Origin of the sequence: Chitinophaga japonensis, from assembly GCF_007830125.1 — a bacterium.
Classification (GTDB): domain Bacteria; phylum Bacteroidota; class Bacteroidia; order Chitinophagales; family Chitinophagaceae; genus Chitinophaga; species Chitinophaga japonensis.
On the sequence record NZ_VLLG01000004.1, the window covers coordinates 266,674 to 280,380 of the forward strand.

The 13,707-nt window shown below is 55.2% G+C and carries 10 protein-coding genes; 4 read left to right on the forward strand and 6 right to left on the reverse strand.

What is annotated here, in order from left to right; genetic code table 11:
- Positions 1 to 35 precede the first annotated feature (35 nt).
- Complete coding sequence (locus LX66_RS18190; RefSeq protein ID WP_145716211.1) at positions 36 to 584, forward strand: hypothetical protein; 549 nt, start codon at positions 36 to 38, stop codon at positions 582 to 584.
- 11 nt (positions 585 to 595) lie between these two features.
- Here the strand turns inward: LX66_RS18190 and LX66_RS18195 are convergent, their stop codons facing one another.
- Positions 596 to 1,642 (reverse strand): succinylglutamate desuccinylase/aspartoacylase family protein, encoded by a 1,047-nt coding sequence (locus tag LX66_RS18195; RefSeq protein ID WP_145716213.1) that lies wholly within the window; start codon positions 1,640 to 1,642, stop codon positions 596 to 598.
- Between the two features lie 88 nt (positions 1,643 to 1,730).
- Positions 1,731 to 2,828 carry a fatty acid desaturase family protein gene (locus LX66_RS18200; protein ID WP_145716215.1) on the reverse strand — a complete coding sequence of 366 codons (1,098 nt, stop codon included), beginning with the start codon at positions 2,826 to 2,828 and terminating at the stop codon, positions 1,731 to 1,733.
- Positions 2,829 to 3,018: 190 nt separating this feature from the next.
- On the opposite strand from LX66_RS18200, the gene LX66_RS18205 reads away from it, so the two are divergent.
- Complete coding sequence (locus LX66_RS18205; protein WP_145716217.1) at positions 3,019 to 3,222, forward strand: cold-shock protein; 204 nt, start codon at positions 3,019 to 3,021, stop codon at positions 3,220 to 3,222.
- A gap of 82 nt (positions 3,223 to 3,304) precedes the next feature.
- Here the strand turns inward: LX66_RS18205 and LX66_RS18210 are convergent, their stop codons facing one another.
- Positions 3,305 to 5,977, reverse strand: a complete 2,673-nt coding sequence (locus tag LX66_RS18210; RefSeq protein ID WP_145716219.1) for a cation-translocating P-type ATPase — start codon at positions 5,975 to 5,977, stop codon at positions 3,305 to 3,307.
- Positions 5,978 to 6,135: 158 nt separating this feature from the next.
- On the opposite strand from LX66_RS18210, the gene LX66_RS18215 reads away from it, so the two are divergent.
- A complete protein-coding gene (locus LX66_RS18215; protein WP_145716221.1) occupies positions 6,136 to 7,941 on the forward strand; it encodes a T9SS type A sorting domain-containing protein in 1,806 nt (601 codons plus the stop codon).
- On the opposite strand, the gene LX66_RS18220 is transcribed toward LX66_RS18215, so the two are convergent.
- From LX66_RS18220 to LX66_RS18230, 3 genes are all read right to left on the reverse strand, one after another.
- Positions 7,859 to 8,680, reverse strand: a complete 822-nt coding sequence (locus tag LX66_RS18220; protein ID WP_244620446.1) for an acyl-CoA desaturase — start codon at positions 8,678 to 8,680, stop codon at positions 7,859 to 7,861. The genes LX66_RS18215 and LX66_RS18220 overlap by 83 nt on opposite strands.
- Before the next feature lie 176 nt (positions 8,681 to 8,856).
- A complete protein-coding gene (locus tag LX66_RS18225; RefSeq protein WP_145716222.1) occupies positions 8,857 to 9,387 on the reverse strand; it encodes a hypothetical protein in 531 nt (176 codons plus the stop codon).
- Between the two features lie 59 nt (positions 9,388 to 9,446).
- The gene (locus LX66_RS18230) at positions 9,447 to 10,337 is read right to left on the reverse strand and encodes a helix-turn-helix domain-containing protein (protein ID WP_244620447.1); all 891 of its coding nucleotides are present in this window, start codon (positions 10,335 to 10,337) and stop codon (positions 9,447 to 9,449) included.
- Positions 10,338 to 10,549: 212 nt separating this feature from the next.
- Here LX66_RS18230 and LX66_RS18235 point away from each other — a divergent pair, with 212 nt between their 5' ends.
- Positions 10,550 to 13,699 (forward strand): SusC/RagA family TonB-linked outer membrane protein, encoded by a 3,150-nt coding sequence (locus LX66_RS18235; RefSeq protein ID WP_158642672.1) that lies wholly within the window; start codon positions 10,550 to 10,552, stop codon positions 13,697 to 13,699.
- The last annotated feature ends 8 nt before the right edge of the window (positions 13,700 to 13,707 follow it).

Below are 13,707 nucleotides of genomic sequence, written 5' to 3' on the forward strand. Positions count from 1 at the left end.
GTATTATTCATTGTTAATTACTAATTGAAATTGTCATGGAAGAAGAACTGACGGCAGGACTGGGCTCCCGCGTGCAACACTCGCGGTTTGGACCCGGCGTTATTATCGGTGTGAAATACGCACAGTACGTAGTCACTTTTTTAAACAGCGGTATCGAGGAGATAGACAAGACCGATCCCCAGTTTGAAGTACTGTACGCAGAAAACCGCAGCGTGGAAGTGGAAACCGTATCGCAGGTGGAAGCCTCCCTGCTCAAGATATTGCGACTCTGGGGCAACATGACGGAAATAGTGCCCCTGGGCGACCGCTGGGCAAACGGCACCTTGGTGCTGAAACCGGCGGATCCTTCGCTGAAGCCCAAGGAAGTGCCGATCGAAACTTTCTTCCACAAGATCGTAATGGTAAGGGACCGCCTCCGCGTGCTGGAACAGCAGATCAACGGGCATAAGCTGCTCAGCGATGAGGATAAGGTGAACCTGCAGCAATATGTTACCCGCATTTATGGCTCGCTCACTACCTTCAATGTGCTGTTCCGCGATAAGGAGCACTGGTTTACCGGGGAAAAAGGAGGGAAGGACGATTAGAACGGCAAGCCTTATGGCGTGTGCGCAATGCAGAACAGTGTTTCGCCCTTGTTTACCGGCGGCGTGCCCACCTTGTAAAGGATAATGCCGTCCACCGGTGCAATCACATCGCCCAGGCGGCGCCCGGACAGGTCCGTGCAATAGCCCAGCTTCATGCCTTTTTTCACATAGTCATTACTGTGAAAGCTGCTGTAGAAAATTCCGGTATGCCCGCTGCTCACATAGCTGCGCTCCCGGATGATCAGCGGGTTTTCCGGCTGCAGGGGCTGGCCCGGCAGCATTTGCAGGTGCCGCATCAGGCTACGCAGCGCGCGGTTTATTTTCTCCACCTCCCCGGGGCGCACCATGCCCAGGCGGCCGCACTCTATCGCTACGGTGGGAATATTGCGGGACATCGCTTCACGTGTGCCGTACAGGGTGGGAGCGCCCGGCTCCGGGTTCCACGCAATGGGAATGATATAATCAAAGCCCAGTGACCAGGCCATTTCCCGGCTTTTTTCCGTTAGCGCCGCATGGCCCTGGTAGTCATAGTAACCTGCATAATCGTGCAGGTCCTCGTTGCCGTCCCCGGCATGTACGTCGGCATAATAGTCACAGCGTTGCATGATCCCGTTCGCCAGGGTCCAGGCCATGCGGTCGGTAAGCGTGCCCTTTGGATCGCCGGGAAAGGAGCGGTTCAGGTTCTTGCCGTCTATGGGATTGGTGTAAATGCTTCTTCCCAGGAAAGCCGGTACATTGGCTACCTGCACCAGTATCACCGTGCCGCTCATATCCGCCGCCTGCAGTTGGCCGGGCAGTTGCTGCGCCGCCATAATGGGCGGGTATTCATACCCGTGCACACCGGCGGTAATGCCCAGCACCGGCCCTGCCTTGGCGCCGTGGATAATGGTGACGGGGATCACCGTACTGTCAGTTTCCCCTGCTACCGGGATCTCCAGTTGCCGCTGCTGTCCCGGTGGGATGGTTTGTCCCGCAAAGGAAAAAGGCTGCGCCTGGGCAAAAGCGGCCAGTGGAAAGCAAAAAAGCAGCAGGGGCCGCAATAGGTCTTGTACGCGCATGTATCACTGTTTAAAATGGTTCCGCGGGCAAAAGTAATACAATTGTGTATAAATGCAACCTTGTTGCGAATAATAGGGAGGGGAGATGCTAGCGTTTAGCCAGCACCACTGCCGGGGCCGGTTTTACGCCCATGGCCTTCATCAGACGGAAATGGGACCTGACCGCGGCGATCATGGTAGGCATGCTATGGTAGGGGAGCCCGAACTCCGCGCATTTGGCCGCTACTATCTTGCTGATGGCCGGGTAGTGGATATGGCTGATGCGGGGAAACAGGTGATGCTCTATCTGGTAATTGAGGCCGCCGGCCAGCCAGGATATCACCTTGTTCCGCGGCGAAAAGTTGGCGGTGGTCTTCACCTGGTGAATGGCCCATTCGTTCTCGATCACCTTGTCTTCCTGCGCCACGCTTTCAAACTCCGTTTCCTCTACCACGTGCGCCAGTTGGAAAACAATGGCCAGCGTAAAGCCCAGCACCAGGTGCATGGCCAGGAAGCCCAGCAGCCAGCCCTGCCAGCCCACGCAAAGAATGGGGACCAGGATGTAAAATACCAGGTACAGCGCCTTGCTGGCCCAAAAAACGATATGATCATTCAGCCGCATGGGCTGCAGGGGTGTTTTATGCACTTTCCGGCTCAGGTATTTCATAAAATCCGTCAGGAATACCCAGGCCAGGGAGGATATGCCGTACACCAGCGGCAGGTACAGGTGCTGTACGCGGTGCGCCGGCTTCCAGGGCTGTGTGCTGCACTGCCGTATCAGCGGGCTTTTGGCGATGTCGTCATCCAGCCCGTCCACGTTGGTGTAGGTATGGTGAATGACATTGTGCTTCTGTTTCCACAGGAAGGCGTTGCTGCCCAGCGCATTCAGGGTAAGGCCCAGGGTCTCGTTCACCCAGGCTTTCCGCGAGTAGCTGCCATGGCAGGCGTCGTGCATCACGTTGAAGCCAATGCAGGCCAGCACAAAGCCCAGCAGGGCGCTGAGCAGGATGGCGGCCACCGCCGGCAGTATTCCCGTGAGCAGGATAATGTAAATGGCCAGCGCGCCCGGTATCAGCACCGCTGTTTTCATGTAGAGCCGGAGATTGCCCGTCTTTTTTAACCGGTTTTCCCTGAAATAGGTCTCTACGGCTGCTTTCAAAGACTGGAAAAAGAAAGCGTTCCTGTTATTAAAAGTTACTTTTGGCATACGTTGTAATGATAGATTGAGCCCGCTAATTAAATGATTGGCAATTGAAGATCGACTGAGAAGGAAATATGCGAATAAATGCAAATCAGTAAAAGTTAAAGTGCCAGTTTCGGCTGTAAGGTAATATAATTTTGGTTTATTCGCCTGTTAAGCCTACCTTGCACCTTTACATTCTTTTAATAATTAACAAATGAACACAAAATTTCAAGGAACTGTAAAGTTCTTTAACGAGACAAAAGGCTTCGGCTTCATTAAACATGATGAATCCAATAAAGAAACTTTTGTACACGTAAACGGTCTCATTCACGAGATCCAGGCCGATGACAGGGTTGAATTTGAGCTGCAGGAAGGCAGAAAAGGTATGAATGCTGTAAATGTTAGACGCATAGATTAAGCTTTCTTTTAAATACCTGTAAAGGTCCCGGTATTTCACCGGGACCTTTTTTTATGTCACTTTATTACTTTATACCAGGCCCCTACAATATCAGCCGTACCTGTTTCAGCACCCGTACCACCACGAAGCCGCCCACGCTGAAAGCAGCCACCAGCAGCCAGTCCCGGCTTTCCATAGCGCCCACATGCATTACTTTTGACAAAGCGGGTATAAAAAGCGTCAGCAGTGTGAGCAGGGAGCTGACACCGATGGATAACCATATATACTTGTTTTTCCATATCTCGTTGTTAAACAGCGGCTCTTTGGCGGATACCATGTTCAGCACATGCAGCAACTGCGAGAATATGAGGGTGAAGAACAGCACGTTATTGGGCGCCTGCTCGTTTTCCGTGCCCGCATCCATGATGGCGGCGCCCAGGGCCGCAGCGGCAATAACGGCGCTGTAGCTCCAGATGGCGATCCATCTTTTGCGGTCTATAATGGGCTGTTCCGGGTTTTTGGGCGCTTTTTCCATCACCGCCTCGCTGCCCTCTGTTACGCCCAGGGCCAGGGCCGGCAGCACATCCGTAATGAGGTTAATGAACAGTATCTGCAGGGCCACCAGTTGGAAGGGCAGGTTCAGCGCGGCGGCTGTGCCTATTACCAGCAGCTCGCTGAGGTTGCAGGAGAGCAGGAACATAATAAAACGGCGTATGTTCTCGAAAATAACGCGGCCCTGCTCAATGGCTTTTACAATAGAGGTAAAAGCATCGTCTTTCAGCACCATGTCCGCCACCTCCTGGGACACCTGCGTGCCACGTATGCCCATGGCAATACCGATGTCGGCTTTTTTTAGCGCGGGCGCATCGTTCACGCCGTCGCCGGTCATCGCCACGATCTGCCCGCGTTCCTGCAGTACGCTCACCAGGTCCAGCTTCTGCCGCGGGTCTACCCGGGCAAATACGGCGGCCTGCGCCCAGCGCTCCTTGTCTTCGGCAGGCAATTGCGCATAGCTTTTCATATCCCGCCCGTTGATCACGGTATCCTGCTCCTTTTCGCCGATGCCCAGTTGTTCGGCAATGTTGCGGGCGGTAGCGGGGTGATCGCCGGTGAGCATGGTCACTTTAATGCGGGCGGACCTGCATTCTTTGATCACCTGTTTCACATCTTTCCGGGGCGGGTCCAGGAAGCCGGTTACGCCCAGGAACACCAGCTCCCGCAGCAGCTCCTCCGCCGGCTGTTCCGGCTCCCGCATGGCAAAGGCCAGGGGTTTCAGTCCGTGGCCGGCCAGCTCTTCGGTGCGCTGCAGCCATTTTCGTTTATCCGGCTCAGTTAGTTCCTTTATCTCGCCCTTGTCCAGCACCTGCGTGCAGTATTCCAGCAGGTTTTCCGTAGCGCCTTTGGCGGCAATGAACCAGCCCTGGTCCTTTTTGTGCAGGGTGGCCATGACCCGCGTTTCCGAGCTGAAGGTGGCCTCTTTTTCCTTGGGATAGCGCTGCCGGTATTCCTCCACGTTCATATCTGTTTGCCAGGCAAATTTCAGCAGGCTGGTCTCCAGCGGGTCGCCGGACTCTTTCCAGCCGCCGTTCTGCTTTGCCAGGGAGGCATTGTTGCACAGCACCGCCACGTCCAGGATATAGCGGTAGTTCCCGCCTTCCCGCACTTCTTCCGGGATGCTTTCCGCCAGCGGCTGGCCTTTGTTGGGATCTTTTTCCAGCACCTGTTCCGGCGGCATGGCCAGGGCGGCTACTTCCAGGCTGTTCTCCGTGAGTGTGCCGGTCTTGTCCGTGCAGATCACCGTGGTGGCGCCCAGGGTTTCCACGGCAGACAGCCGTTTTACGATCACCTGGTGCCGGGCCATGCGCAGCATGCCCCGGGCCAGCGCCAGGGTGGCCACAATGGGCAGCCCCTCCGGGATGGCCGCCACGGCCAGGGCTATGGCGGTGGAGAGCATATCCAGCAGCGCTACCCGGTTGAGGATACCGGCTACAAAGATCACCAGCACGATAATGAGGGTAATGCCCATCAGCCGGCGGCTGAAGCCTTCCAACTTCTTTTCCAGCGGGGTGGTGCCGGCTGCGGCTTCGTCCACCATGGTGGCAATGTGGCCCAGCTCCGTTTGCATACCGGTAGCGGTACAGATCATGCGGGCGTTGCCGTTGCTGATGTAGGTGCCTTTGAACAGCATGTTGTGGCGTTCTGCCAGGGGCGTTTTTCCCTCCAGTGCCTGGGTATTTTTTTCCACAGGTACGGACTCGCCGGTCAACGCCGACTCGTTTACCTGCAACTGGGAGGCTTCCACGATCCTGCCATCCGCCGGCGCCAGGTCGCCTGCTTCGAGGAACAGGAGGTCGCCGGGCACAATTTCTTCCACGGGTATCTCCAGCGTGCGGCCGTTGCGTATCACGCGGGCGCGCAGTTGCGTCATTTCCCGCAGGGCCTCCATGGAGTGCTCAGCCTGGTATTCCATGATAAAGCCGATGACGGTATTCACGACGATCACCAGCAGGATGGCGATGGCGTCTGCCCATTCCTGGAAAAAGGCGGAGAGGGCCGCCGCCGCCAGCAGCAGGTATACCACGGCGCTCCTGAGCTGGTGCAGCAATATCTGCCAGGTGGACCGGCCCCGGGTGGCTTCGATCACGTTCCAGCCATATTGTTCCAGCCGTTGCGCGGCTTCCTCCGGGGAGATGCCTTTGGCAGCATCTGTTTTCCATTGCTGGCTGACCGTGTTGATATCCGATTGGTAGGGGGGCGTTTGTGCAGCTTGTTCCATACGGGGAGCAGTGCAAGCATCATGCCTGCTGCCTTGCAGACCACCAGCCGCCTCACTGCGGTAAAATGTGCAGGCACTTGTGCTAATATCGCGTTACTGATACAGTACTGTAGTCGAAAGCACCTGAAGCATCCCTTTACTATTAAAACCCCGTTTGTATGAAAAAATGTTTTACCCTGTTTTTCCCGGCCTTTTTCCTGGCCATTGTGGCGTCTTACGCCCAGAACGCACAGCAATTGTACTTCAACCAGTTCGCTGTGGACTATGATTACCAGGCCGCCAGCTTCGTGGTGGATACGCCGCCGCCGTCCAGTCCCGTGGCCCGGGCCTTCCTGATGTGGAGCAAGAACTTCACCCGGGACCCTTCCACGCGCGGCCTTACCCTGGATGAATTTGACAAGACCGGCAATTTCCTCACGCAGCAGATCAATCTCCAGCCCGGATCGCCCACGGAGTACCTGCTGCCCAAAAAGATCATCAAGGCCAAACTGGTAAAAGGATATTACCTGCTGGGCTATATTATCCGCTCCTCCAACCAGATCAACGGGCAAACGGTGCATTCCACGCCCCTGGTAGTAAGGATGGATGAAAACCTGAACCTGGTCTGGGCCTACCGGGTGCATTTTGCATCCCTTAACGGCACCACGGCGCAGGCATTGATCGAATACAACGATATTATAGAGGTCAGCAACAGCGACCTGGTGCTGGCCGGCCGTTTCAGCGATGTGCCGGGCCAGCAGAACCGTGTGCTGATGACCCGCCTCAACCAGGCAGGCGCCGTGCTGTGGACCTACCAGTATTTCCTGAATGGCTGCAACGCGGAGGCGCTTTCCCTGGCAGAAGCGGCCGACCGGAACATTGCCCTTACCGGCTATATAGAGGAATGCGGGTCCACCTTTTCCGGCCCCCGCCGCCTGCTGTACGGCGCTTTTACGGCTGCCGGCATTCCCATCGTGATAGAAAAGCTTTCCGGCGGGCAGGCGTTGTCCGGCAGCAAAATAGTTCGGCATACCAATGCGCCCGGCAGTGATGAATTCTTCATTACCGGGTATATTGACCTGGTGAATGCCTCCGGGGCGGTCAACAAGCAGGTGCTGCTGCTGGACATCAAGGAAAGCGGCGGCGTGATCACCGTGAGCCACATTGGCGACGCCGGTCCCGAAGCCGCTAATGACCTGGTTTTCCGAGACCTGGGCGGGAACAACTATTATCTTTATCTCACCGGCTATACCGGCAGCTACTATACGAATGTGAAAACGGAAGTGTTCTTCCTCTGGCTGCGCTATGCCGGCGGCCTGTACGGCCTGGCAGAGTTCAGCACTTTCCCCGGCATGAACAGCAGCTATGTGGCCAGGAGGGGCCTGGAGATCAAGTCCGCCGGCCGGGACCGTTTTGCCATCCTGGATAATGCAGACGCGTTTCTCAGTCCCCAGCAACGGACCTTTACCAATGTGCTGATCCGCGACCTGAACGATGGCACCGGCAATTGCATCAAGCTGCACCAACCCCCGGTTACCCGCTACCAACTGGGCGTTACGCCGGTGTCCTACAACTATCCCCGCCTGATATTTACCGGCTACCGCGATGTGCTGCGGCCATTTGAGCGGGTGATCCCGCGCCCGGAATGCGGCAACTTTTATATAGACCCGTATAACGCGTTCAGCCTGGCTCCGCTGGTGGAGCAATTGGTAGAAGCAACAACGCCGGCTGCAAAATTATTGCCGGACATGCGCATCTATCCCAATCCCGCGCGCGACCAGTTGTACCTTGATTACGGCACTACGCTGAACAAAGGGAATATCATTGCGCGCGTATTTTCAACGGATATGCGCCTGGTAAAAGAAGTGGTGCTACCGGGCGGCAACCGCAACGAGGTATCGCTCAGCGGCCTGGGCAGCGGGTTGTATTTCCTGCAGGTGCAGTATAAAGGAAAGGTGAGAATGTTCCAGGTGAAGAAGGAGTAAACGGTGGTTTTACGGCCGGCACCTTAATGATACGCAGCCATTTCAGGAAAAGGATCACCGGGTACACCGGGTCCAGCTCATGCCATTTCACGCCAAAATTAATGGCGGAAGGATGCTTGTGGTGGTTGTTGTGATAAGACTCCCCAAGCATGAACACATCCAGCTTGAACAGGTTCCTGGCGGTATTGGTCAGCTTGAAATTGGCTTCCCCGTATTTGTGGGCAAACCAGTTAATGATCGCACCATGCACGGCGCCCATGGGAATAACGATAGGCAGCAACAGGTATAGCCAGGGCGAGGTGGCAAAGAAAATGAAAAATGTAACATAGGCCGCCGTCCATAATATACGGCTGATGCCTGAACCGGCCCAGCGGTCAAAGGCCGGCCAGTCCGGCACATTCCTGGTAAAACGTTTTTCAACGGCCATCCTGCCCTTGAAAATATCCTGGTAGATATTCCGGGTACGCCACATCATGGCAAATACGTTGCGGGAATACTGCGGGGAATGCGGGTCTTTTTCCGTATCCGTAAAGGCGTGGTGCATACGATGCATCACCCCATACGCCCGCGGGCTCATATACGACGATCCCTGCGTTATATAGGCGAATATGAAAAAGAACCGTTCCCAGCCTTTGCTCATCTTGAAAGCGCCGTGCGCGGCATACCGGTGCTGGAAAAAGGTTTGGGAGAACAGGGATAAATACCAAAGTGCTATAAAGAAAATGAGTATAGCAATCATAAAAAACAATTGTGCTGGAATGAAAGATTGAAATAAAAGTGCGGAAATCAAATTGATAGGAGCTGCTTAGGGATATCATGTATTACACGACCGGCAGCAGAAATGAAATGAGAAAACGCTTTATTCCGATGACAGGACAAAGATAGCCTTTATTATGTTAAGGAAATCACAACGGGCTACTCCTTATTGATCGCAATGATCCTGTATCCCTTTCCTTCCTGGTCCGCAAACCATAGCTGCCCCTCGCCCAGCATAGCGCCCTGGTAGTTGCGGAATACCCGGTCCAGCCGCTGCCGGGCCACCATCTCCTTCATCTGCTCATCAAAAACAGTGGCGTACTGCCCTTTGAACTGCGCCGCTGTCTGATATCCCCGGATGGGAAAATCAATGTACGCCGCTACGCTGTCCACATTGTCCGTGCGCACCCATTCCTTGAAGCGCAGCAGGAAATGCTTGAACCCGGCAGGATCATCAAAACCGGCATCCGCCCAGGAGGAGGGGACAGTACCGTCCTCAAATACAGTATCCTGGCCCTCCAGTTGCGTTACATAGGGGTCCGCCATCGACACATCGGGCGGTACGGAAGCGATGGTATCCGGTATCAGCGAGTCCACTGTTTGTGCGCTGGTGTCCGGGCGCTGGCCGGACTGGCAGGCAGCCGCCAGCAGGAGTGCCAGGAGGAGGGAAGCATGGTGATTGCTGTGCATAAGCAGCCGTTTTTGTATTAGTTATACAAATACCAGGCTAAATGGTTCGCGGTACAGCGTTAAATGAAGGTTCGGGTGCCCGACAGGCTTTCCCGGAACGCCTTGGGCGTGCATCCCTTCTTTTTCTTGAAAAGGCGGTTGAAGTTGGAAATATTGTTAAAGCCGCAACTGTAGGATATTTCCGCCACCGCCTGCGTGGTATTCACCAGCATGCGGCAGGCATGCCCCAGCCGGATCTCGTTCAGGCTGTCTATAAAGGTATTGCCTGTACATTTCTTAATGAAACGGCTGAACGAAACCTCCGTCATATTCACCAGCCTGGCTACATCGGTCAGGCTGATGGGTTTGTCGTAGTTATTGTTCATGTACTCAAAGGCCTTCTCGATGCGCCGGCTGTTGTAATTGAACTGTCCTTTGTGGAAAGTAGTGTCCGACAGGGTGCGCATATTCCGCGAAATGGACAGGTCGTGCAGGATAGACATCAGCTCCAGCACGGAGTCGAAGCCGGTTTGCTGGTTGAGGGTGAGCAGGCGGGGCGTGAGCTGCCGGATGGTTTCCGGGGAGAACAGGATGCCGTTGGCCGCCTTCTCAAACATGCTGCGCATAAAGCTGAGCTGGTTCTTTCGCAGCAGCTTGTCATCAAAAAGATCCTTGTGGAACTGGATGGTGATCTCCGTGATCTCCGGGCTGCGGCACTCGTGGGTAAACCAGCCGTGGGTAAGGTTAGGGCCTACCAGCACCAGCTCTTCCGCTTCAATGGTATCTATGTGATCGCCTACGATGCGCTGCGCGCCTTTGGCGTTCAGGATCAGGTTCAGCTCAAACTCCTCGTGGTAATGTAAGGGAAAATCAAATTGCTGCTTGGTACGGGCAAAGATCATAAAGCAGTCGCTTTGCGTGAGCGGCGTGATCTCCCGTAAAATATTGGTATGAATAGCTGCTCTCATCATAACGGGAATGTTGAATGTATCAAAGATAATGGATAAAATAATATCAAAATAATGCAGACAGGATAATTTGATGAATATGCCGTTTAACGGGCATTTATGACAGGTAATCAAGAAGTGTTTAGAATGCAATGTGTCTTAAAGACAATGATCAGATAAAAAAGTATCAACTATGCGTAGGTAATAAGAGTAGTTTTGGTTCAAATTCTTCCGTTATGAACCTGATACAAAAAGTCTCCATTTACAGTTGCTTCCTGTTACTGTATGGACTATCCCTGTTTGCACAGAACAGGACCGTTACCGGGACTGTTACCGATGAAAAGAACAGCCCCCTGCCCGGGGCCACCATCCGTGTAAAAGACAGCAATATAGCAGCCGTGTCAGACGGCAATGGCAGGTATTCCATCAATGCGCCCGCCGGCGCTACGCTGGTGATCACCTTCACCGGCATGGAAACACGGGAAGTACCCGTACAGCAGCGTACTGCCGTTAACGTTGCCCTGCAGCCGTCCAGCACCAGCCTCTCCGATGTGGTGGTAGTGGGCTATGGCATGGTCAGGAAACGGGACCTCACCGGTACCGTGGCCTCTGTAAAAGGCGCCGAGATCACCAAGTCCGCCGTGAGCTCCCTGGAGCAGGGCCTGCAGGGCCGCCTGGCCGGCGTGGCCGTTTCCCAGAACGATGCGGCGCCCGGCGGTGGCATTAGCGTGCAGGTGCGCGGCACCAGCACCCTGCTGGGCAGCTCGGAACCGCTGTATGTAATAGATGGCGTGCCGGTGGCCAATGCCCGGGCTTCCATCAACCAGATGGGCGCCCAGGAGCCGAATCATAACATGATGACCAACACCAATGTATTATCCACCATCTCCCCGGCGGATATTGAGTCCATCGAGGTGCTGAAAGACGCCTCCGCCACTGCCATCTACGGCTCCCGCGGCGCTAACGGCGTAGTGCTGATCACCACTAAAAAAGGCAAGGCCGGCAGGGGGAAGATCACGCTGCACACCTCCCAGGGCATTGCCTCCGTTACCAAAACACTGGACATGCTCAATGCCTGGGAATATGCGGAGTACGTGAACGAAGCCTATACGAACGCCGGCTTTTCCGGCAACGATCTGCCCTACAGTGGCATCAACGGCAAGCTTTCCCCGGAGCAGATACGCCAGCATTTCGGGGAAGGCATTGACTGGCAGGACGAGATCTACCGCAATGCCCGCATACAGAACTATGAGCTGGGCATTTCCGGCGGCAAGGACAAGAACACCTATGCCGTGATGGGCAACTACCTGGTACAGGAAGGCGTGATCAAAGGTTCCAGCTACAAGCGTGGGGGCGTGCGCGTGAACCTGGACAACCAGGTGCTGGACCGCGTAAGGACTTCCACCAACCTTTCCCTGACCCGCTCTACCAACAACCTGGTGCGCACCTCCGCCGGTACCGCCGGCCTGGAAGGCGGGATTGTAAGGGGCGCGCTCAATTACCAGCCCATTCCTTACTATACGATAGATAGCAACAACCAGGTGCAGGTAATAGATTATAAAACGGACCGCACCGTTTCACAGGACATCTTCAACCGCTTTGGCGCCAGCCCGCTGCGCTATACAGATGAAGTAAAGAGCCGGCAGACCATTACCAACGGCTTCGGCGGCTTTAACGCCTACGTGGACATTGTAAAAGGGCTGATGTTCCAGGCGCGCGTAGGGGCCAACTATTTTGAACAACTGAACGAAACCTATTACCCCCGCACGGTGTCCGAAGGCCGCGCTACCAACGGCAAGGCCATTGTGAGCAACAGCACCTATACCAGCATACTTACGGAAAACCTGCTGACCTATAAACAGGAAATAGACCGGCACCGTTTCGACTTCCTTGGCGGCTTCTCCTACGAAAGAAGCATGAGCCGCTACCGTACCTCCGAGTCCAGGAACTTCCCGGACGACAAGCTGGGCTACTACCGCCTGCAGGACGGGCTTTCCACCGCGCCTGTCAACTCCGGCACGCAGCAGTGGCAACTGGCGTCGTTTATAGGCCGCGCTAATTATAACTATGACGAGAAATACCTCTTTACCTACACCTTCCGTGCAGATGGCTCCTCCCGCCTTGCGGAAGGCCGCAAATGGGATTATTTTCATTCCGTTGCCCTGGCCTGGCGCCTGAGCGAAGAGGACTTCATCCGGAATATGAACCTGTTCTCCGACCTGAAGCTGCGCCTTAGTTACGGTGAGTCCGGCAACCAGGCCATTTCTCCCTACGCTTCCAAAGGCGTGCTGTCCGGTGTGATCGCCAACATGGCCAACCAGGTGGTGTCCGGCGTGAACGAGACCACGCTGCCCAACAAGGACCTGGGCTGGGAGCACAGCGGGCAGTTCAACATCGGGCTGGACGCCGCCTTTGCAGACCGTTTCAATTTTACCGTGAACGTATACCAGCGTAATACCCGCGACCTGCTGCAGCAGATCACCCTGCCGCCCACCAGCGGCTACACCACCATGGCTATCAATTCCGGCAGCGTGCGTAACCGCGGCATTGAGCTGGAACTGGGCAGCCAGGTGTTCAACGGTGATTTTAAATGGAACATCGCCGCCAACTTTTCCGTGAACAGGAACGAGATCACGGACCTGGGCAACGTGGACCAGCAGTTCGCCGACCGGCTGGGCGCTGGCTACGGGCTGGACGTAAGGCCTTTCATCCAGAAGGTGGGACTGCCCATTGGCGCCGTATGGGGCTATGAAACAGACGGCATTTTCCAGAACCAGAAAGAGGTGGACGATTACATCGCCATCCAGTCCGACGCGAGGGTGGGACAAACCCGCTTTAAGGACCGTAACGGCGATGGCGCGGTGAATGACCTGGACCGCACGCAGATCGGCGATATCAACCCGGATTTTACCTGGGGCTTTACCAACAATTTCAGCTTTAAGAATTTTGACCTGAGCGTGCTGCTCACCGGCGTACAGGGCAATGACGTGATCAACACCAACCTGCTCAATTTCTATACGCTGAATGGCTCCGGCAACATTCCCCGGGATGTGTACAACAAGATATGGAGGGGAGAAGGCACCAGCACGGACGTGATACAGGCCAACCAGTCCAACACCACGGCCAGCCGCTTCTCCCGCCTGTTCCTGGAAGATGGGTCCTATATCCGCGTGAAGAATGTGCAACTGGGTTACAACGTGCCCCGCATCCGCGGTATTGCCGCCCTGCGCATCTACCTCAACGCGGTGAACCTCTTTACTTTCACCGACTATACCGGCTATGACCCGGAAGTGAGCGCATTTGAGAACGCCAACATGCGCGGCGTGGACCTGGGCAGCTACCCGCAGTCCCGTACCATCAGTATAGGCGCTAACGTTACATTCTGATATTGTTC

Bases quoted from the DNA above. Each gene is read 5' to 3' on its own strand.
- LX66_RS18190 (WP_145716211.1), top strand. From the start codon at position 36: ATGGAAGAAGAACTGACGGCAGGACTGGGCTCCCGCGTGCAACACTCG.
- LX66_RS18195 (WP_145716213.1), bottom strand. From the start codon at position 1,642: ATGCGCGTACAAGACCTATTGCGGCCCCTGCTGCTTTTTTGCTTTCCA.
- LX66_RS18200 (WP_145716215.1), bottom strand. From the start codon at position 2,828: ATGCCAAAAGTAACTTTTAATAACAGGAACGCTTTCTTTTTCCAGTCT.
- LX66_RS18205 (WP_145716217.1), top strand. From the start codon at position 3,019: ATGAACACAAAATTTCAAGGAACTGTAAAGTTCTTTAACGAGACAAAA.
- LX66_RS18210 (WP_145716219.1), bottom strand. From the start codon at position 5,977: ATGGAACAAGCTGCACAAACGCCCCCCTACCAATCGGATATCAACACG.
- LX66_RS18215 (WP_145716221.1), top strand. From the start codon at position 6,136: ATGAAAAAATGTTTTACCCTGTTTTTCCCGGCCTTTTTCCTGGCCATT.
- LX66_RS18220 (WP_244620446.1), bottom strand. From the start codon at position 8,680: ATGATTGCTATACTCATTTTCTTTATAGCACTTTGGTATTTATCCCTG.
- LX66_RS18225 (WP_145716222.1), bottom strand. From the start codon at position 9,387: ATGCACAGCAATCACCATGCTTCCCTCCTCCTGGCACTCCTGCTGGCG.
- LX66_RS18230 (WP_244620447.1), bottom strand. From the start codon at position 10,337: ATGATGAGAGCAGCTATTCATACCAATATTTTACGGGAGATCACGCCG.
- LX66_RS18235 (WP_158642672.1), top strand. From the start codon at position 10,550: ATGAACCTGATACAAAAAGTCTCCATTTACAGTTGCTTCCTGTTACTG.